The organism is Flavobacterium hankyongi, assembly GCF_036840915.1.
Lineage (GTDB): Bacteria > Bacteroidota > Bacteroidia > Flavobacteriales > Flavobacteriaceae > Flavobacterium > Flavobacterium hankyongi.
In genome coordinates this window covers 1280986-1303097 of the sequence record NZ_CP085725.1, presented here as the reverse complement: position 1 = coordinate 1303097, position 22112 = coordinate 1280986, and the positions used below count along the sequence as shown (strand labels likewise).

The following is a 22112-nucleotide window of genomic DNA, read 5'->3' as shown; positions in this document are numbered from 1 at the left end:
GCAAAATGAATTGGTTTACAATTCTGCTCATTATAATTGCATTCAATAGTTTTTCTCAAGAACTACCTCCAATAGTTAAATACACACCAAATAGTTACGGTGCAGGAAATCAAAACTGGATGATTTCTCAAGATGAAAAGCAATTTATATTTTTTGCCAATCATGAAGGATTGTTAGAATTTAATGGATCAAATTTTACACTTTATCCTTCTCCAAATGAATCAATAATACGATCAGTAAACGTTGTTAAAGATAAAATCTATACAGGATGTTATATGGAGTTTGGTTATTGGGCCAGACAATCTAATGGAAGATTAAAATATACTTCGTTAAGCAAAAAAATAAAAAATAAAATTATAGATGACGAGCAGTTTTGGAATATTTTAAATTATGATCAATGGATTTTGTTTCAATCATTCAGCTCAATATACATATATGATACGGTAACAGGAAAATTTAATAGAATTTCTTCTAAAACTGGTATTTCGAAAACATTTAGAACACAAAATTCGATTTACTTTCATGCTTTTAATGAAGGATTATTAGAAATAGAGAACGGAAAATCTAAATTAGTTTCAAATGATCCTGTGCTTACAAAAAATGTTATTATAAATGTTTTTTCTATTGATGAGGGTTTGTTGATTCTTACAGAACAAAATGGATTCTATAAATTAGTTAACAGTAAAATAAGTAAGTATTCTATTCCTGCCGATGCTGAATTGTTGTCTTCTACTATTTATTCGGCAAAAAAACTTTCTAACAATGGTTTTGCATTGGGCACAGTTTCAGATGGAGTGTATGTACTAAATACAGCTGGAGAAATTCAAAACCATATTACCCAAAGTTCAGGTTTAAGCAATAATACAGCTTTATCATTGTTTGAAGATAGTGATAACAATCTTTGGATAGGCTTAGATAATGGTATAAACTGTATAAATTTAAATTCACCTATCAAAAGTTATGCAGATAATACAGGAATATTAGGAACTGTATATGTTTCACAATTGTATAAAAACAAACTCTATATAGGAACTAATCAAGGATTGTTTTATAAAGATTTTGGTACTAAAAATCAATTTAAGTTTATTTCAGGTACTAAGGGACAGGTGTGGTCATTGTTTGAGTATGATGGAACTCTTTTTTGCGGACATAATCTTGGAACGTTTATCATTAATGGCGAGAATGCTAAAAATATTTTCAGAGAATCAGGTACATGGAAGTTTGTAAAAGTTCCTCACAGAAGTGATATGTTGTTGCAAGGAAATTATTTTGGCGTTTCAGTATTAAAAAAAATAGGTAATCAATGGACTTTTAAGAATAAAATAGATGGATTTAATTATTCGTCGAGACATTTAGAGATAAATAATGCCAACGAAGTTTATGTTTCACATGAATACAAAGGAATATTCAGATTTAAAGTCGACAAAAATTTTGAAAAAGCAAATTCATTATACACCTATTCTTCACCTGGTAAAGGAAAAAATGCAGCACTTATAAAATATAATAATGAAATTTATTATGCCTATAAAAACGGAATTTTTAAGCTCAATAATAAAAGTAAAGAGTTTAAAAAGGATAAAATATTAAGCTCAATTTTTGAAAAAGACGAATATACTTCTGGAAATTTAATAGTTGATAATTCAAACAAACTATGGCTGTTTTCTAAAAATTACATTCATTATTTCTCTTTAAACAAATTGAACTATAAACTCAGAGAAAATACGATACCTATTCCAGCTTCTTTGACAAATTCGATGTCGGGATACGAAAATATTTGCCAGTTATCTAATTCTAAGTATTTAATAGGAACTACAGATGGATACTATATAATTAATCTAGATGGTTTAAGTTTTAAAAATTATGATGTAAGTATTTCCAACATTTCAGTTAACAAATTAAGTAAACGTCCCATAAATGCTTCTATTTATAATAACGGTGAATTTGCACACACTGAAAATAATGTCACCTTTAGTTTCACTGTTCCCGAATATAATAAGTATATAAATGCAGAATATCAGTTTTTACTGGAAGGACTTTTAGACGAGTGGAGTGAATGGAATTCTAAATCGTCAATTAATTTTAAGAATTTGTCACCTGGAGATTATACATTTAAAGTAAGAGCCAAAATTGCCAATTCTACGCCAGCCAATATTGCAATTTACAAGTTTACTATTCTTAAACCTTGGTATTGGACAAATCTTGCAAAATTTATCTATTTGATTATCCTCTGCGTTGGGGCATATTTAATCAATAAAGCTTACCGCAATTATTATAATAATCAAAGAGAGAAATTAATTGAAGAGAACAATCGTTTGCTTGAAATTCAGGAGCTTGAGAACGAAAGAAGATTAATGGAAATTAGAAATGAGCAATTGACTAGTGATTTTGATGCAAAAAATAAGGAGTTGGCCGTTTCTACAATGAATTTAATCAAGAAGAATGAATTGTTATCAATGATTAAAGAAGATTTAAAGAAAACCACTGAAGTTGGCGATAAAAATATTAAATCTGTTATTACGACAATCAATCAAAATATCAAGGAAGAAGATAATTGGAACGTATTTAAAGAAGCCTTTGATAGTGCTGATAAGGACTTTTTGAAGAAAGTTAAGGTTGCGCATCCGCTTCTCACTCCCAACGATTTACGTTTATGTGCTTACTTGAGATTGAATTTGTCATCAAAGGAAATAGCTCCACTTTTAAATATTTCTGTTCGTAGTGTAGAAATTAAACGATATCGTTTGCGTAAAAAAATGGATTTATCACACGAACAAGGTTTAGTAGAGTATATTTTGTCCATATAAAACTTAACAAACAGAGACTCAAAAACTATACATTACCTCAACATTTTGGTTTTTTAGGATTCAAATAAATTCTTGGAATTATTTTTTATTGAGTTTTTGTACCGATTAAAATTCCTTATAAAAGCTAATTTTTTTTAAGAAATTGATAAAAAATTGTATATTTTTTTATGGTGTATGTTTTTTGTAGGGGTTCTTTTTAACTTTTTATTAATAGATAAATCTAATTTTAACTTCAAACTAATCACACTAATATGAAGTCAAACTATTTATTAATTTATTTTTTACTCATTTCAACATTTGGGTTCTCACAAAACATAGATGTAAGTGGTACAGTAAAAGAAAAAGGAACTAATATTCCTATTACTGGTGCCAATATTAAAATTAAAGACGGACAAAAATCTACCACAACAAATTTTGATGGGACTTTTGTTTTAAAAGGAGTTGCTAAAGGTGAAACTTTAGTAGTTAGCTTTTTGGGCTTTAAAACACAAGAATATTTAATTTCTGATAATCAAGGGAATTTGAATATTTATTTAACAGAAGATAAAAACACTTTAGAACAAATCGTAGTTATTGGCTATGGAACTCAAAAAAAGAAGGAAGTTACTGGTGCTGTATCCGTTGTTGATTCAAAAACAATTGAAAATCTTAAGCCTATAAAAGTTGAACAAGCTTTACAAGGGACAGTTTCGGGAGTAAATGTAACATCTCAATCAGGCGCTCCTGGAGCAGCTTTGGATATAAGAATTAGGGGAATTGCAACTAACGGACAAAATGCTCCAACAGCAATTATTGATGGTTATGTAGGAGATTTAAGTTTGTTAAACCCAAGTGATATTGAAACTATTACTGTTCTAAAAGACGCTCAAGCAGCTATTTATGGAACAATTGGTGCAAACGGTATCATTTTAATTACAACAAAATCAGGAAAAAAGAATTCTAAAACTAAGTTTTCTTATAATAGTTACTTAGGAATTCAAGAAACATCAAGAAAGCTACCTCTTTTAAATGCGACTGAATATGCTCTTCTATTGAATGAGCGTTATGCTAATGGAGGACAAGTATTACCTTATCCAAATGTTTCAAATTTAGGAGCTGGAACAGATTGGCAAGAAGAAGTATTCTCCAAAAGACCTATTGTAAATCATGATTTTTCTCTTTCTGGTGGTTCAGAAAAAATAGGATATACATTAAGTGCTTCAAATCTGGATCAGGAAGGCATTGTAGGAAAAGACAAATCTGGTTTTGTAAGAAACACTGCTAGAATTGGACTTAACACTGACTTGAGTTCAAAAATCAAATTCAATTCAAATGTTATCTATACACAATTTAGTAGAAATACATTAAACGAAAACGGACTTGGTTCTGTTTTGTTTAATGCACTAAATGTACCTTCTACCTTAACTCCTTATGATAATAACGGAGATTATACTTTAGTACCTAATACAACTGGTTTAGGGAATGAAATCATCAATCCATTGGCTCAAATTTCTAATACTTATAACGATTATAAGTATAGAAAAATTAATGGTAAAGTCGGTTTAGACTATAAAGTATTTAAAGGATTTGAAGTGTCAAGCTCATTTGGATTTAATACTTCAAATAGTAAATCAAAGGTTTTTAATAAAAAGATCAGTTATGGTGGAAAAGTATTTGATGTTAACCGAAGTTCAGTGACTCAAGGAAGCGTAAACGATAATAATTTTTCTTTCGATTTGTATGGAACATATTCCTTCAGTTTGGCAGAAGAGGCTCACAATTTTACAACAACTTTTGGAACAACAGTTTTTAAAGAATATGGCAATGGATTATTTGCAACAGGTTTTGATGTCCCTAATAACTCATGGGAATTTGCAGACATTAGCTTAACTACTGGAATTAGTGATTCTAAGCCTAATAGTTCTTATAATTATGATGAAAGAAGATTATCATATTTTGGAAGATTACAATATGATTTTAAAAAGAAGTATTTGTTATCATTTATGATTAGACGTGATGCGTCAACCAAATTTGGCCCAAATAATGCAGTGGCTTATTTTCCTTCTGCAACAGCAGGTTGGGTAATTTCAGAAGAAGGATTTTTGAAAGAATCAAATTTTTTAAACTTTTTAAAGTTTAGAGCTAGTTATGGATCATTAGGAAACGATCAAATAGATAATAACCTTTATTTAGGAGTATTAAATGGTGAAGCAACTTATGTTTTTGATGATACCTTAACTAACGGAACTGCTGGAGGAATAATTCCTAATCCAGATATTAAATGGGAAGAAGCTAGAAAGCTCGATTTAGGATTAGATTTTGAATTTTTAAACAAAAATTTGTCTTTAACAACTGATTATTTTATTGATGATAGAAAAGATTTGTTAATTAAAAATGTTCCTGTATCAGGTATTAATGGTACTGGAGCTCCCGGAAGTGGAGCACCAACAATTAATGCTGGAGATGTTAGAAACTCAGGTTTAGAATTTGCAATAAATTATAAAAATAAAGCTTCTGAAAACTTCGATTTTAGTATTGGTTATAATGCTACTTTTTTAAAAAACGAAGTTATGGCTGTTAATAATGGTACTGGGTATTTTGAAAAAGGAGCTTTTGGAGTGAGTCAACCAATTCCAACTCGTATGCAAGTAGGTCATGAAATGGGGTATTTTTATGGATACAAAACTGCTGGAATTTTTCAAAATCAAGACGAGGTGAATGCTCATCCATCACAAATAGCTCTAGGAGCAGTTGCACAACCAGGAGACATCCGCTATGTTGACATAAATAATGACGGAGTTATTAATACAAATGACAGAACAGATCTAGGAAGTCCTATACCAGATGTTACAATGGGCTTTAATATTCAGGCAAATTATATAGGTTTTGATATATCAGCATATAGTTTTGCTTCTTTAGGTAACAAAATGATACGTAACTATGAGCGAAATCTTTCAGATGCTAATAGATTAGATTATGTTTTAGATAGATGGACAGGTGAAGGTACCAGTAATACAGTGCCAAGAGTAACTACAGCAGCAACTGCTAATAATGTTTTTTCTGACTTTTTTGTTGAAGATGCTTCTTATCTAAGAATTCAAAATGTACAATTAGGCTATACTTTAAAACAAGATTTTTCTGAAAAAATAGGTATTACTAAAGTTAGAATTTATACAGGTGTAAATAATCTATACACATTCACTAAATATAAAGGTTATAATCCAGGAGCATCTTCAGGAGATCCTATATCAGGAGGTATTGATTTTGGATTTTACCCATTACCTAGAATATACATGTTTGGTATACATGTTAATTTTTAAAAAACTAAAAATGAAAAAGTATATATATATAGGATTACTTATTGCAATAATTCCTTCTGTAATTCTGATTTCATGCTCAGATGATTTTGTTGAAAGAAAACCAGCATATTCAATAGACTCAGAAAATTATTTTAATTCTCAAGAAGAGTATGAAAAGGCTCTAATTGCAGTATATGATATTTTGCAATCTACATACGTAAATGTTATTTTAGGAGAAATTGCTTCAGATAATACTTTGTGTGGAGGAGAAAGTCCAACAGATGTTATCGGTTTTCAACAAATTGATGATATGATTCACACACCAGTTAACAGTAATTTAAAAAACATTTGGGATTGGAATTTTGCAGGTGTACAGCGAGCAAATTACATTTTAGAGTTTAAGGATAAAACTGATTTCGCAGGAAAAGAAAAAATTCTTGCAGAAACAAGATTCCTTAGAGCATATTTTCATTTTGAATTGGTTAAATGGTTTGGAGGAATTCCTTTAAAAGGGGATATGCGTTTTAAATTAGGTGATGAAAAGACAATTCCTAGATCTTCAGTCGCTAATGTATATGCCTCTATAGAAGCAGATTTAATTTTTGCTTCTCAAAATTTACCACAAACTCAAGCTCAAAAAGGAAGAATAACAAAAGGAGCGGCGCTTTCTTTATTAGGCAAAGCTTACTTATTTCAAAATAAGTTTACCCAAGCGGCTGATGTTTTAGATGATGTTATTGATTCTAACGCCTATTCTTTGGTAACAGATTATAATACCATTTTTGAAAATAGTGGTGAAAATGGACCTGAGTCTGTTTTTGAAGTTCAATATGTAGAATCTGAAGGAGCTGGATTTGGATGTTTGCAATGTAGTGAAGGAAATGTGGCAGTTGGTTTTAGTGGGATAAGAAACTATTCGGGTACTTTATTTACATCAGGTTTTAGTTTTAACGTTCCTACTCAGGAAGCAGCAAATGCTTTTGAAAGTGGTGATAATAGAAAAAATGTTGCAATTCTCGATATACAAGCTTGGGCAAACAGTACTGGAGCTACTTACGGTGTAGGTAATGAGCATACAGGGTATTTTAATCGTAAATATTTACCAAGAAAAAGAAGTAATGATGCTCAAGGTGATTTGAATTTAACAAATCCGAATAATTATAGATCTATTCGTTATGCCGATGTTTTATTAATGGCTGCTGAAGCTTATAATAGAGGAAATATTGATGATGGAAAAGCCCGTTTGTATTTAAACCAAGTTCGTAGTAGAGCATTTGGAAATACAGGCCATAATATAAACTCAACAGGAGCAGCTCTTACAGATGCTATTTTGGCAGAGCGTAGAGTAGAATTAATGGGAGAAGGTCATCGTTTTTTTGATTTGGTAAGAACAGGAAAAGCTGCTGGAACTATCCCAGGATTTACGGCTAATAAAAACGAAGTATTCCCAATTCCTATTGAAGAAATTCAATTTTCTGCTGGAAACTGGAGTCAAAATCAAGGATATTAATAATTCGAATTTTACTCTTTAGTTACAAACTACAGAGCATTTAAAATATAAGCTTATGAAAAAAATTAAATATATACTTTACATCATCTTGATTGCAGCTTTTGTTGGTTGCTCTCAGGATGAAGATAATTTCGATTATCTTAATTCTGCAAAAGACCCAAGTAATATTTCTGCATTGTTTTTAATTACTAATGATAATACAGGAAAGGTAACAATAAGGCCAAATGGAGAAGGAGTTAGTTCATATCAAGTATTTTTTGGAGATGCATCTAATCAAAGCCAAATAGTAGCTCCAGGTGCCAGTGCTCAGCATACTTATGCTGAAGGTCAATATACAGTGAAAATTATAGCAACTAATTTAAATGGTAAAACTACAGAATATACACAATTACTTACCGTTACTTTTGTTGCTCCAACAAATTTGATAGTAACAGCTGAAAAGGAAGCAGGAAACCCTTTTAAATTAAATGTTACTGCAAAAGCTAATTTTGAGACTTATTTTGATGTATATTTTGGTGATGTTCCAAATGAAGTACCTCAACAATTTAACGAAGGACAAACTATTTCTCATGTTTACGCTAGTATTGGAACATACACTTTGAGAATAGTGGCGCATAGTGGAGGTTTAGCTACTACAGAAACTACACAACAAATAAATATTTTCAATCCATTGTTATTACCTATCAACTTTGATTCATCAATACTAAATTATGATTTTGTAAATTTTGGTGGTGCAACTTCTACAGTAGTTAATAATCCTTCTATAACAACATATAATCCAAGTTCAAAAGTAGCAAGATTACAAAAAGCATCTGGTTCAGAGGTATGGGCAGGTTCATTATTGCAACTAGATGAACCAATTAATTTTACAACTTTAAAAAAGATAAGAATTCGATCATATTCTCCAGTTGTTGGAGCGGTTATCAAAATGAAACTTGAAAATTTAACGGATGCTAATATTAATTACGAAGTTGACGTACCAACTACAGTTGCAAATTCATGGGAAACTCTAGTTTTCGATTTTACTCCTATTAGTACAACAAATTCCTACCAAAAATTAGTGATTTTCTATGATTTTGGTAATTCTGGAAATGGAGCTAATTATTATTTTGATGACATCAAACAAACCAATTCAAATAGTCAAGTTGAGTTTCCATTAACTTTTGAAGATAATTCCTTAACCTACACATTTTCAAACTTTGGTGGAGCAGGAACTGGAGTTGCTAATAATCCATCTGTTACAGGCATAAATGTTAGTGCAAAAGTGGCACAATTTACTAAGCCTAGTAATACAGAAACTTGGGCGGGTTCATTTATCGATTTAGCAGAGCCAATTGACTTTACAAATCTTAAAAAAATCAAGATCAAAGTTTGGTCGCCACAATCTGGAATACCTGTTTTATTAAAATTTGAGAATCTAGGTAATGGATCTATAAATGTTGAGCGTACAGCTAATACAACAATTGCAAATGGCTGGGAAGAATTAACTTATGATTTTACAGGTGTTGATAGTTCAAATGACTACCAAAGACTCGTACTGTTTTTTAACTTCGGAACGTCAGGTACAGGTGAAAATTATTATTTTGATGATTTAAAACTTTCAAATTAGAAATTATGAAAAATTATGTATATACTTTTTTAGTAGCTATTTCTTCGTTACTAATTATAGGAGGTTGTCAAGAAGATGATAATTCTTTTGGAGACATAATAACTCCTGAAAATTTAAATATTGTAGCAGAAATTGTAGGTAAAGATGCTACTCATCCTGATGGAGACGGATCAGGACTAGTTAATTTTACAGCAACTGCCAGTAATTCATTAAATTATAAATACATATTTAGTGACGGTAGCTCACAAAGTGTACAAAGTGGAAAGTACCAAAAAAGATTCAATATAACTGGGGTTAATACTTACCAAGTTACAGTTTTAGCTAGTGGTACAGGGGGTGTTTCTTCTTCTAAAACTATTGATGTAACCGTTCGTAGTGATTTTTCTGATCCAGATGCTTTGCAAAAGTTAACTGGTGGAAGCACAAAAAAATGGTATTGGGCTGCTGCAGAAGCAGGTCATTTAGGAGTTGGACCAAACAATGATAATCCAGCTCAAAACAGTTCACCTATTTGGTATGCAGCGGCTCCATTTGAAAAAGCAAATTCTCCTGAAAGTAGTTGTTTGTACGACAATGAATTAACTTTTATCAAGGACGGTAATAGCTTAAAGTATACACTAAATAATCAAGGGAAAACATTTTTTAATGTAGCGTTTAATAGCGTTGTAGGAGCAACTTCAACTAGTGATGGTTGTTATGCTTACAATACTTCTGGTACAAAGAATGTTTTATTAGGTCCATCAGATTCTATTTTAACAACCACAAATCCTACTGCTACTAGAGGGACTACAATGACTTTTTCTGATGGTGGATTTATGGGGTATTACATAGGTCAATCTAAATACGAAATATTATCAATTACAGATAACAGAATGGTTGTTAGAGTAGTAATGGGTAATGATAATAGTATTGCGTGGTATCATATATTTACAACTTCTCCACCAAGTCAAGGAGGCAATTTTACAAATTTAGTTTGGCAAGATGAATTTAATGTAGATGGTGCTCCTGATGCCAGTAAGTGGGTATTAGAAACTGGAAGAGGTCCTGGAAATGATGGATGGGGTAATCAAGAAGCTCAATATTATACAACAAGTTCAAATAATGTTTCAATTTCTGGAGGGACATTAAAAATTACTGCAATAAAAGAAAATTTTAATGGAGCAGCATACACTTCGGCACGTTTAAAAACACAAGGAAAGTTTGACTTTAAGTATGGAAAAGTAGTGATGCGAGCAAAATTACCTTCTGGAGGTGGTACATGGCCGGCCTTATGGATGTTAGGTAGTAATATAACTTCTGTTCCTTGGCCTGATTGTGGAGAAATAGACATAATGGAACATGTAGGTAATCAGCAAAATAAAATATTTAGTACACTGCATTATCCTGGTCATTCTGGTGGTAATGGTGTTTCTGGAAATACAATAAATGCTACAGTATCATCCGCTTTTCATGAATACTCAATGGTTTGGACAGATACAGCAATTAAATTTTATATAGATAATGTTCAGTTCCATTCGTTTACTAACACAGGTAGTTTGCCATTTAACCAAAACTTCTTCTTACTGTTAAATTTCGCAATGGGAGGTAATTTTGGAGGTGCAATCGATCCTAATTTTACACAATCTACTTATGAAATAGACTATGTAAAAGTCTATCAATAATATTTTTCATTCAATTTGTTTCTCAACTAGTTACAAAGAGATTAGATTCTTTTCTAATCTCTTTGAGGTTGGGTTATACCAAAAAATACCTCCATAAATGAATTTTAATCAACTGAGATATGTTTCCTTGATAGTTGCTTTACTGTTTTTGAACTGTAAATCATCTAAAGAAATACTTATCAATAATAAGCAAACGAGTATTGAAAAAGGAGTCGATTCGCTTTTGAATTTGATGACTTTGGAAGAGAAAATAGGTCAAATGAATCAATATAATGGCTTTTTTGATGTTACGGGACCTGTACCAAAAAACGGATCAGCTGCTCAAAAATATGAAAACCTAAAAAAAGGTTGGGTTGGGGCAATGCTTAATGTAAAAGGAGTGAAAGAAGTGAGAGTACTCCAAAAAATTACAGTCGAAGAAACACGTTTAAAAATTCCTTTGCTTTTTGGATTTGATGTTGTTCACGGATATAAAACAATCAGTCCAATTCCATTAGCAGAAGCTGCAAGCTGGGACTTAGAGGCGATTGAAAAATCAGCTCAAATTGCTGCTGAAGAAGCATCTTCTACTGGAATAAACTGGACTTTTGCTCCAATGGTAGATATAACAAGAGATGCAAGATGGGGTAGGGTAATGGAAGGAGCTGGCGAAGATCCTTTTTTAGGAAGCAAAATAGCAATTGCTAGAGTTAAAGGTTTTCAAGGAGATTTAACTTCAAATAAAAATATTTTGGCTTGTACTAAGCATTTTGCTGGATATGGTTTTGCCGAATCTGGAAGAGATTATAACACAGTAATTACAAGTGATGATGTTTTGCAAAATGTGATTTTGCCACCTTTTAAGGCAACAATTGATGCTAATGTTAAAACTTTCATGAATTCATTTAATGAACTAAATGGTATTCCTGCTACCGGTAGTTCTTTTTTACAAAGAGATATTTTGAAAGGGAATTGGAAATTTCAAGGTTTTGTTGTTTCAGATTGGGGATCTGTAAACGAAATGATTGCACACGGTTATGCAAAAAACAGTAAACAAGCTGCAGAAATAGCTGCAAATGCTGGTTCGGACATGGATATGGAATCGTATGCTTATGTAGAAAATCTAGCGCAATTAGTAAAGGAAGGAAAAGTAAAAGAAACTATTATTGATGACGCTGTTAAAAGAATTTTAAGAGTAAAGTTTGAATTGGGATTATTTGAAAATCCTTATAAATATTGTGATGAAGTTCGTGAAAAGGAAACCATAGGTAAGGAAGAATTTCATAAAGATGTTTTAGACATAGCTAAAAAATCGATAGTCCTTTTAAAAAATGAAAACGAACTACTTCCAATTCCTAAAGAAGGGAAAAAAATTGCAGTCATAGGAGCTTTGGCAAATGATAAGACCAGTCCACTTGGCAGCTGGAGAATAGGTGCCGACGATGAAACAGCAGTTTCTGTATTAGAAGGATTAAAAAAATACACTGGAAATCAAATAACCTATGCAAAAGGAGTTGATGTAGCTGTTGGAAGAACCCAATTTATGTGGGAAACTAAAATCAATATGACTGATAAAAGTGGTTTTCCAGAAGCCATTAAAACAGCCAAAAATGCAGATGTTGTAATCATGGTTTTAGGCGAACACGGACTACAATCTGGAGAAGGTAGAAGTAGAGCAGATATTACGTTACCAGGAGTACAGCAAGAGTTGTTGGAAGAAATCTACAAAGTAAATCCTAACATAGTCTTAGTTTTAAACAATGGCCGACCTCTTGCAATTCCTTGGGCCGACAAACATATTCCAGCTATAGTTGAAGCTTGGCATTTAGGGACAGAATCGGGTAATGCAATTGCTGAGGTTTTATATGGAGATTATAATCCTAGTGGGAAATTACCCATAACTTTTCCAAGAAATGTTGGCCAGGTTCCTATTTATTATAATCATAAGAATACAGGAAGACCAATTATGAACGAACCAGAAAGTGTTTTTTGGTCACATTATATTGACGAAAAAAATACTCCTCTTTATCCATTTGGATATGGCTTGAGTTATTCAAAATTTGAATATTCAAACTTAACGTTAAACTCAAATTCTTTTTCTAAGAATGGAAAAATTGAAGTTTCTGTTGATGTTAAAAATACGGGAAAGGTAAAAGGGAAAGAGGTAGTACAACTCTATATAAGAGATTTATTAGGAAGCTACACTCGTCCTGTAAAAGAACTAAAAGGTTTCGAAATGATAGATTTAGAGCCTAATCAGTCTCAAAAAGTAAAGTTTACTATTGATGAGAAAATGATAGAGTATTATACGGCTAATGCTAAATGGGAAGCAGAACCAGGAGATTTCAAAGTATTTGTGGGGACAAATTCTGCGGATGTTTTAGAAAAAGATTTTCAATTTAAATAAACCAAAATCAAATACCAATTAACAAATAAACCTAAACTAAAAATTATGAAAAGAATGTTTTATTTCAAGCTTCTCGCAGTATTGCAAATACTGTTCTTGAGCACAATGGGTTTTGCGCAAGGAGCAATCCCTTTTACGGTTAGTAATAACTCACCATTTAACGACGCAGACATTTATGTTGCCATTGTAGGGAAAGACATAAATACAGGTAATCACATTTGGGTAAATCCAAGAACAAGTCAAATTTTACCTATGGATGCTTCTTACAACACTGTACAAGGTCCCACACCTAATGGTAATTTAGGTCCAGGAGGCAATGGAAGATATGCCAATTGTTTTGCTAAACTAAGTGAAATCCCTAATAAGACTTTCACTTTACCTTTAATTGCAGGGTGTAGAGTATTTATTTCAAAAGGATCTCAAATGTATTTATATTTCTTTGGATCTTCAGGTGCTCCATCTGGTTATGCAGGACATAATCCTTTAAACCCTACTGATCCAAATAATGGAATCCTTTATGAAATGATTGAGTTAACAAATAATCAATACGGTTTCTTTGGAAATCCTACACGTGTAGACTCATTCAAATATCCTATCGGACTTGAGTTATTTGGTACAAATGGGTATCAAAAAAAGGTCGGAGAATATAAAACGCAAAGCGAAATAGTTGCTTTGTTTAAAACTAATGTTTCTGCTGAGTTTCAAGGTTGTGTTAATGATGCTACCGGTGAAATTACTGCCCCTTCAAAAACCCCAGCTTTTGCCGAAGGTTCTGGTGCTTATGCAAATTATATGAAATCATATGTAGATGCCATTTGGAACAAATATAAAAATGAGGATTTAATATTTTATGCAGGTGATGCAGGTGTTTTTAAAGGAAGGATAATTGGCGAACAATTAGAAGTAGTGGGACAATCGGGAGGTTTTGTTGGTCGCACAGGAAGGGTACAATACAGACCGTCAACACAGGAAGTCTTAGAAGGAAAAGGGGTTTTGGATAGAAGATTAGTTGATGGAGATTTAGATTTAGTAGTTCAAGCGCAGCTTTGTGCAGCTATAAACAGACACATGGTGAATGTGACAACATCAAATCCAGGTCAACAAAATTGGTACGACGCTCCTAATTTTTATAAAGCAAATCCAATGAATCATTATGCTAAATTTTGGCACTTATCAGGAGTTAGTTTAGATAATTTATCTTACGGTTTTGCCTATGATGATGTTGCAGATCAATCACCTTCATTACATACACCGCAACCTACAAAAGTGATCGCAACTTTTGGAGGATATGTTGGTATTACAAATCCCTCGGTTCCTGCTACCACTGGAATCATAACATCATATGATGATTGTAATTTTACTGGATTCTCAGCTGGATTTGGTATTGGTGATTATAATCTTGCTGCATTGCAAGCAAAAGGTGTTAGAAATGATGCCATTTCTTCATTAAAAATAACGCAAGGTTTTAAAGTTATTTTATATATGGATGATAATTTTACAGGAACTTCTACAACATTAACCTCAGATTCTTCTTGTTTTAATTCAACTTGGAATGATAAGGTATCCTCAATGAGAGTTTTACCAAACGGAGATACTAACGTAGGAAATGTTACTTATCATTTACAAAATCGTAATAGCGGATTATACATGGACGTATTGGGTGCTAGTAATGCTAATGGAGCAAATGTGGCTCAAGGAACATTTAATGGTGGAAACAATCAAAAATTTACTTTTACTCATTTAGGAGATGGATTGTACAAGATAATAGCAAATCATAGTGGACAATCTTTAGATGTCAATAATTTTAATGTCGCTAATGGAGCTAATGTTGAGCAGTATCCTTATAATGCTACACCAAATCAACAATTTATTTTAGTTTCAACAGGTGACGGATATTATAAAATTATTGCTAAACATAGTGGTAAGCTGGTTGAGGTTGCTGGATTTAGTACTGCAAATGGAGGTAATGTTCAGCAATGGGAAAATGTGAATCAATCTAGTGGACATTGGAAATTAGTTTCTGTTGTGAATTCAAATTTAATTCAGGCTGAGAATTATTCTGCTATGAGTGGAATACAAGTTGAAGCTACTACAGATGCCGGAGGAGGTTCAAATGTTGGCTATTGTGATACTGGTGATTGGATGGCTTATAATAGCATTAATTTCCCAACATCAGGCCCATATTTAATAGAATATAGAGTAGCAAGTGCTGTAACGGGAGCCAAAATTTCATCTGATTTAAATGCAGGATCAATAGTTTTGGGAACATTAAATGTACCAAATACTGGAGGATGGCAAAATTGGCAAACCATTTCACATACCGTTAATGTGAACGCAGGAACATATAATTTTGGAATTTTTATTCAAACTTCAGGGGTAAATATTAATTGGATTAGAATTACTAAAGTGTCTACTGCCCGAATCAGTGAAAATATAATTCTTGAAGTAAATAAAGATAGTGAAGTTGATTTTTCAATTTTCCCTAATCCTACATCAGATTATTTATTCTTTTCAAAAGATGTTAGTGACAAAAAACTATCTATTGTTAATTTATCAGGGAATGTTATTTTAAAGACTACTATGTCTCAAAATAGTCTTGATGTTTCAAGTCTGTCATCAGGAGTTTATTTTGTCATAATAGAAGATGCTAACAATAAAGCTACTAAACGATTTTTGAAAAAATAAAATTTAATATAACTTGATCAGTTACTATTTGAGTTTTCTTTTGAGCGTTCGATTTTATCGGACGCTTTTTTTAATGATTATAATTTTATTTTAAGTAGCTAAAATTACTTTTTCTTTATTTTAGTTTACCATTTTTAGGCATATTAGTACTCTAAAATGGCATTTGAAATTAAATTTTAAAATCTATTGCAACTATTATTTTCAATTTTTATTTTCTTACAAATGTTAATTTTTTAGATAAATTTTGCATTTCTAAAATAAAATGCATTAAATTTGGCACATAACACCAAAACAAACGCTTATAACATAAAAATACTTTTTCAGAGAAAATTCTCTTTAATGATTAACCCAATCTAAAAAGTATTGTTATGGCTACAAATCAACTCCCAGACGCTTTATTAGTTAGAGATTACATTAATGGTAATGAAAACGCATTGGCTGTTTTGATTAACAGACACCAATCTAAAATTTATGGTTTTATTTATTCTAAAGTTTTAGATAGAGATTTATCAGATGATATATTTCAGGATACGTTTATTAAGGTAATTAAAACTTTAAAATCGAACTCATATAATGAAGAAGGCAAATTTTTACCTTGGGTTATGCGTATTGCTCATAATTTGATTATAGATACATTCAGAAGAGACAAAAAAATGCCGAAGTATCGTGATTCGGATGAATTTTCTATCTTTTCGATTTTAATGGATAACAGTCCTAATATTGAGGGGCAAATGATTACAGAACAAGTAGAGTCTGATTTACTTAAATTAATTAACGAACTTCCAGACGATCAAAGAGAAGTATTGGAAATGCGTATTTATCAGGATCTTAGTTTTAAAGAAATTGCTGATTTAACTGACGTTAGTATTAATACTGCCTTAGGTAGAATGCGTTATGCAGTTTTAAATTTGAGAAAGATTATAGAAAAAAATCAAATTATTTTGACAAATTAGACAATATAATTTTAAGAGATGCGTTATATTTAAAATTTCAAAAATTAAATATGGCAAAACTCTACACTAAGAAAAAAAATGAAACCCAAGAGATGTTACCAAAAAAGGAAACAGTGGATTTTATATTAAACTATTCAAAAGCAGTACGAATAGTTAAAACTACAACGAAAGAAAACTTTGAGATAGTTGTAAATTGAGCTAGAATAACGCCCTTTTTTTAGGGCGTTTTTTTATTGTATTCTTTTAGCACCGAAGCTCTTCCAATTGTTTTTGTAATAATATCTTTTTCAAGATTCCAACCTCGGGCAGGTGAATACTCACGTCCATACCATATTATTTGAAGATGTAAATCATTCCATAATTCTTTAGGAAATATTTTTTTGGCATCAGCTTCAGTTTTTTGAACATTTTTTCCATCAGATAAATTCCAACGATACATTAAACGATGAATGTGAGTATCTACAGGAAAGGCAGGAACACCAAACGCTTGACTCATAACCACACTTGCTGTTTTATGTCCTACAGCTGGTAATTCTTCTAAGGCTTCAAAACTTTGTGGAACTTGTCCGTTGTGTTTTTCGATCAAGATTTGAGATAAACCATATATGCCTTTCGATTTCATGGGTGATAATCCACATGGTTTTATTATTTCCTTAATTTCTTCAACAGATAATTTAACCATATCATAAGGATTGTCTGCTTTAGCAAATAAAAGAGGTGTTATTTGATTAACCCTAACATCTGTACATTGAGCAGATAATAAGACTGCAATGAGTAATGTATATGGATCTTTATGATCTAATGGAATAGGAATTTCAGGATATAGTTGATTAAGTGTGTCAATTACAAACTGAATTTTCTCTTTTTTAGTCATTTTAGTTTAATTTTGGTAAATCTAAAAACTAAATAGAAAAACTCCTAAAAATTAATTTTAAAAATGACAACATTAAAAATAGGTGATAAGGCTCCAAATTTTTCCGCAGTAGATCAAGATGGAAAAAATCATTCTCTGAATGATTATAAAGGTTCAAAATTAGTAGTGTTCTTTTATCCAGCAGCTAGTACGCCAAGCTGTACCGTTGAAGTTTGCAATTTGAGAGACAATTATTCAGAGTTTATAAGTAAAGGTTATAAATTATTGGGTGTAAGTGCAGATACAGCAAAAAAGCAATCTAGTTTTATTAAAAAAAACGAATTGCCTTTTTCTTTATTGGCAGATGTTGATAAAAAGGTGATTGAAGCTTTTGGTGTTTGGGGACCTAAAAAATTCATGGGAAGAGAATTTGATGGTATTCATAGAACTACTTTTGTAATTGATGAAAAAGGAATCATTGAAGATATTATTGAGAAAGTAAATACAAAAGAACATTCAAAACAGATTTTAAAATAACAAAAAAGCCATTCTTAATGAATGGCTTTTTTATTTTATACAATCTCTTTTTCTAGAGAATTTGTGGTTTCTTGATATCCAAACAAATGATCTCTCTTAATCATTTCCGCAATACCTTCAGGTAACATTTCTTCCCAACCAGTTTTATTTTTACTAATCATTTTTAAAACCTCTCTTGAGAAGATTTTAAGATGTGATTTATCAAAATCAGTTATATCAATTACTTTTCCATTATATGCGAAGAATTTGTACAACTCTTTCATACGTGGATGTACTTTAAGGTTTTGTGAGTTTAAAATTGTACCATCTTCATCTTCCATAGGATATAGATATACTTTCAAATCACGATAGAATAATTTTCCAAATGCTTCAAGGATTCCCCCACTTAAGTGACGATAGTACTTTTCATCAAAAATGTCAATTAAATTGTTAACTCCCAATGCAAGTCCCATTCTTTCTTTTGAGTAATTTGAAAAATATTCAACTACTTTAAAATATTCTTGGAAGTTTGAAATCATTACAGTTTGACCTAACGAACAAAGTAATTCTGCTCTATCCATAAAGTCTCTCTCATCAATTTCTCCATCAGAACGTAGATTTGATAGTGTAATTTCAAAAACAACTAGTGTATTTTCTTTTTTTACTTTATTTTCTTCTAGGAACATTTGTAGCGATTTCTCGTACATATCCATGTTGACCTTTGTAACTGGTCTAAAACTTCCGCGAAGGGCTAAAATATTCTTTTTATATAATACAGCAGCAGGTAAAATATTTTTACCAGTTGGATCGAACATAACTGCATCAGTCATTCCATTTTTTACTAACTGTAAACTCATTAAACGATTGTCTACTTCAGCAAAACGTGGCCCAGAGAAATTGATAGTATCAATCTCTAACTGATCTTTATCTAAGTGATCATATAAATAACGTAACAAACGTTTAGGATCGTTATACTTGTAAAAAGCACCATAAATTAAGTTTACACCTAATTTCCCTAATGTCTCTTGCTGAAGTTTAGCATCGGTCTCTTTAAAGCGAATGTGTATTATAATTTCATTATAGGCTTCATCAGCTTCTAATTGATATTTTATTCCAACCCATCCATGTCCTTTATATTGTTTAGCAAAATCAATGGTTGCTACTGTATTAGCGTAGCTAAAGAACATTTTTGAAGGATGTTTTTCTCTTTTTAAACGCTCTTCAATTAGTTCAACCTCATGGTTTAACATTTTTCTTAAACGACTTTCCGTAACGTAACGTCCATCATCTTCAATACCATAAATCGCATCACTAAAATCTTTATCATACGCAGACATCGCTTTTGCAATGGTACCTGAAGAACCACCAGCTCTAAAAAAATGACGTACAGTTTCCTGTCCGGCACCAATTTCGGCAAAGGTTCCGTAGATGTTATCATTTAGATTTATTCGTAATGCTTTATCAGTTATTGAAGGGATTGTTTCAATAACTTTGTCTCCTTTTAGTTTAATTTCGTTCTCTAGATTTCTCATTATTGGGGTACTACTTTGCAAAGTTAATAAAACGAAGGGCTTTTTATCAAATTAATCTTTAATTTTGAGAAAAAATTAAGCATTTGAAAGTCTATTTTTTAGGTACAGGTACTTCACAAGGAATTCCAGTAATAGGAAGTCAGCATTTAGTTAATAAAAGTACTGATTATAAGGATAAAAGATTACGTGTTTCTGTTTGGGTAGAATGGGACAATCTTTCATTTGTGATAGATTGTGGCCCAGATTTCAGACAACAAATGTTGACATCAAATTGTCAACATATCGACGCTATTTTATTTACTCATGAACATTCTGATCATACTGCTGGACTAGATGATATTCGTCCTTTTTTCTTTAAGCAAGGCGAAATTCCAATTTATGCTCACAGCAGGGTTTTAAAAAATTTAGAAAAACGTTTCGATTATATTTTTGAAACAGAGAACAAGTATCCTGGAGCTCCTGGCGTTTTTCCAATAGAAGTTATTAATAATCAAAACATTTTTATTTCCAACAAAGAGATTATTCCAATTGATGTGATGCATGGAAACCTTCAAGTCTTTGGTTACAGATTTGATAAGTTTGCTTATTTGACTGATGTGAAGGAAGTTTCGGACAGCGAAATTGAGAAGCTTAAGGGATTAGAGGTATTGGTTATTAATGCATTACGTGAAGAATCTCATCCTACACATTTTAATTTGCAGGAAGCTTTAGATTTTATTAAAATTGTGCAACCCAAAAAGGCCTATTTAACCCATATAAGTCATGTTTTAGGTTTCCATGAAGAAGTGCAACAAAAATTGCCCGAAAATGTTTATTTGGCTTATGATAATTTAATACTTACTATTTAAAATGAAGAAATTAATTTTATACGGATTTATATTTTCCGTTTTGGTAAACATTTTTCAGTTGATGTATTCCTCAAAAAAATTCAACTTTGAAAATGAACGTTTTGAGAGTTATAAAACAAAAATGAAAGATAGTATCACTAAAATTGTTGCAGACAAGGAAGAAGGAGATTATTTTTCGCTTGCCCACAACGATAAAGCTATCGACTACCTTGAAGATTATGATGTAAATAAATTAATGCCAGAAATTAAGGAACAGTTATTGGAATATAATAATAATCCAGAAGGTAATCCATTAATTTCTTACGAAGGAATGTCGATTAATAAAGTTCGTTTTTTAAACCATCGCTGGATTATTGCTGATTTTACAGGGCCAACTGGTTGGGGAGAAGTAATTTTTAAATACTTTATTGAAAAAGATGGTAAAGTAACATTTGAACCTGCCGAAACTCTTTTATATCCGCAGAATTAAATAAAAAAGGACTCAAGATGAGTCCTTTTTTATTATTTAGTTTCGTCTAACCAATTTCTAAAATCATAAAAATTTTGAGGAGCAACTCCGTGTCCAACAGGATATTCTTTATACACATTTTGTATGTGCAAACTATCCAAAACGGGTTTTGCTTTACGTGCCCATTCGACAGGAACTACTTGGTCAACATTTCCGTGTGATGCGAATATTTTTAAATTAGAAAAATCATTGCTTTTAAATTCATCTTTAGCAATATCATCATTAAAATAGCCACTCATTGCCACTACACGTTGTACTTTTTCGGGATAAGAAAGGGCTATAGCATAACTTAAAATACATCCTTGGCTAAAACCAATTAATGTTATTTTTTGAGAATCTATTGCATAATTAGCAGTTAATTCATCAATGAAATTAGCAATTAAATCACGAGATGTTTTCGCTTGGTCTAAATCTGAGAACTTTTTTTCATCAGCATCAAAATTTATTGCATACCAAGCATAGGCATTATACATTAAATCATATGGAGCACGAGCTGAAATGACATAATATTCGTCTGGTAGTTCTGAAGCGAATGAAAATAGATCTTCTTCGTTGCTTCCGTATCCATGAAGTAATAAAAGAAGCGGGTTTTTATCAAGTTTTACTTTAGGTTCTCTAACTAAGTGATGTAATGAAAATTGCATTAATTTAAATTTTGAAATATTTTTTGATACCATTCACCAACTAATGGTACAATTTTTTGTTCTCCTTGTAAAGCTCCTAAGAAGCCATACAACCAAAGTATAAATATAAAAGTCCAAAAGGCTGATGAAACTAACCAACTATCAAAGTAACCAATAAAATATCCTAAAAAGAAATAGGTTAGATTAATCCCTAAAGCTTGTCTGATATGAAATGAAGCAAATGGATTCTTCTTTTCATTATTCATAAAAATGGCAATGACAGTTCCAATAATGGTAATATAGCTAATTACTGCTGTATTCTTACCTTCTTCAATTGTATGCATGA

Annotated in this window: 15 protein-coding genes; 11 read left to right on the top strand and 4 right to left on the bottom strand. The window is 31.5% G+C overall.

Annotated features, from left to right (window positions below; translation table 11 throughout):
* Positions 1 to 5 precede the first annotated feature (5 nt).
* The 8 genes from LJY17_RS05970 (at position 6) to LJY17_RS05935 (ending at position 16886) form a co-directional block, all read left to right on the top strand.
* The gene (locus LJY17_RS05970; protein ID WP_264542930.1) at positions 6 to 2804 is read left to right on the top strand and encodes a helix-turn-helix and ligand-binding sensor domain-containing protein; all 2799 of its coding nucleotides are present in this window, start codon (positions 6 to 8) and stop codon (positions 2802 to 2804) included.
* Positions 2805 to 3055: 251 nt separating this feature from the next.
* On the top strand, positions 3056 to 6103 hold the full coding sequence (locus LJY17_RS05965) for a SusC/RagA family TonB-linked outer membrane protein (protein WP_264542929.1): 3048 nt from the start codon (positions 3056 to 3058) through the stop codon (positions 6101 to 6103).
* 10 nt (positions 6104 to 6113) lie between these two features.
* Entirely contained in the window at positions 6114 to 7592 is a 1479-nt protein-coding gene (locus LJY17_RS05960) for a RagB/SusD family nutrient uptake outer membrane protein (RefSeq protein WP_264542928.1), read from the top strand.
* A gap of 55 nt (positions 7593 to 7647) precedes the next feature.
* Positions 7648 to 9201: a hypothetical protein gene (locus LJY17_RS05955; RefSeq protein WP_264542927.1), complete on the top strand. Its 1554-nt coding sequence runs from the start codon at positions 7648 to 7650 to the stop codon at positions 9199 to 9201.
* A 5-nt stretch (positions 9202 to 9206) separates the two neighbouring features.
* Complete coding sequence (locus LJY17_RS05950; protein ID WP_264542926.1) at positions 9207 to 10862, top strand: glycoside hydrolase family 16 protein; 1656 nt, start codon at positions 9207 to 9209, stop codon at positions 10860 to 10862.
* 97 nt (positions 10863 to 10959) lie between these two features.
* Complete coding sequence (gene bglX / locus LJY17_RS05945; RefSeq protein WP_264542925.1) at positions 10960 to 13248, top strand: beta-glucosidase BglX; 2289 nt, start codon at positions 10960 to 10962, stop codon at positions 13246 to 13248.
* A 45-nt stretch (positions 13249 to 13293) separates the two neighbouring features.
* A complete protein-coding gene (locus LJY17_RS05940; RefSeq protein ID WP_264542924.1) occupies positions 13294 to 15933 on the top strand; it encodes a beta-1,3-glucanase family protein in 2640 nt (879 codons plus the stop codon).
* A 368-nt stretch (positions 15934 to 16301) separates the two neighbouring features.
* A complete protein-coding gene (locus tag LJY17_RS05935) occupies positions 16302 to 16886 on the top strand; it encodes an RNA polymerase sigma factor (protein ID WP_264542923.1) in 585 nt (194 codons plus the stop codon).
* A gap of 217 nt (positions 16887 to 17103) precedes the next feature.
* Here the strand turns inward: LJY17_RS05935 and LJY17_RS05930 are convergent, their stop codons facing one another.
* Complete coding sequence (locus LJY17_RS05930; RefSeq protein WP_264542922.1) at positions 17104 to 17760, bottom strand: endonuclease III domain-containing protein; 657 nt, start codon at positions 17758 to 17760, stop codon at positions 17104 to 17106.
* Between the two features lie 63 nt (positions 17761 to 17823).
* On the opposite strand from LJY17_RS05930, the gene bcp reads away from it, so the two are divergent.
* Positions 17824 to 18276 carry a thioredoxin-dependent thiol peroxidase gene (gene bcp / locus LJY17_RS05925; RefSeq protein WP_264542921.1) on the top strand — a complete coding sequence of 151 codons (453 nt, stop codon included), beginning with the start codon at positions 17824 to 17826 and terminating at the stop codon, positions 18274 to 18276.
* Between the two features lie 35 nt (positions 18277 to 18311).
* Here bcp and LJY17_RS05920 read toward each other — a convergent pair whose 3' ends face one another.
* On the bottom strand, positions 18312 to 19787 hold the full coding sequence (locus LJY17_RS05920) for a TonB-dependent receptor (protein WP_264542920.1): 1476 nt from the start codon (positions 19785 to 19787) through the stop codon (positions 18312 to 18314).
* 83 nt (positions 19788 to 19870) lie between these two features.
* Between LJY17_RS05920 and LJY17_RS05915 the strand changes: the two genes are divergently transcribed.
* On the top strand, positions 19871 to 20635 hold the full coding sequence (locus tag LJY17_RS05915; protein ID WP_264542919.1) for an MBL fold metallo-hydrolase: 765 nt from the start codon (positions 19871 to 19873) through the stop codon (positions 20633 to 20635).
* 1 nt (position 20636) lies between these two features.
* Positions 20637 to 21104 (top strand): hypothetical protein, encoded by a 468-nt coding sequence (locus tag LJY17_RS05910; protein WP_264542918.1) that lies wholly within the window; start codon positions 20637 to 20639, stop codon positions 21102 to 21104.
* A 32-nt stretch (positions 21105 to 21136) separates the two neighbouring features.
* Here the strand turns inward: LJY17_RS05910 and LJY17_RS05905 are convergent, their stop codons facing one another.
* Both LJY17_RS05905 and LJY17_RS05900 read right to left on the bottom strand, forming a co-directional pair.
* Entirely contained in the window at positions 21137 to 21787 is a 651-nt protein-coding gene (locus LJY17_RS05905) for an alpha/beta hydrolase (RefSeq protein WP_264542917.1), read from the bottom strand.
* Positions 21787 to 22110 (bottom strand): DUF4870 domain-containing protein, encoded by a 324-nt coding sequence (locus LJY17_RS05900; protein ID WP_264542916.1) that lies wholly within the window; start codon positions 22108 to 22110, stop codon positions 21787 to 21789. Before LJY17_RS05900 ends, LJY17_RS05905 begins: the two co-directional genes overlap by 1 nt.
* Between the last annotated feature and the right edge of the window lie 2 nt (positions 22111 to 22112).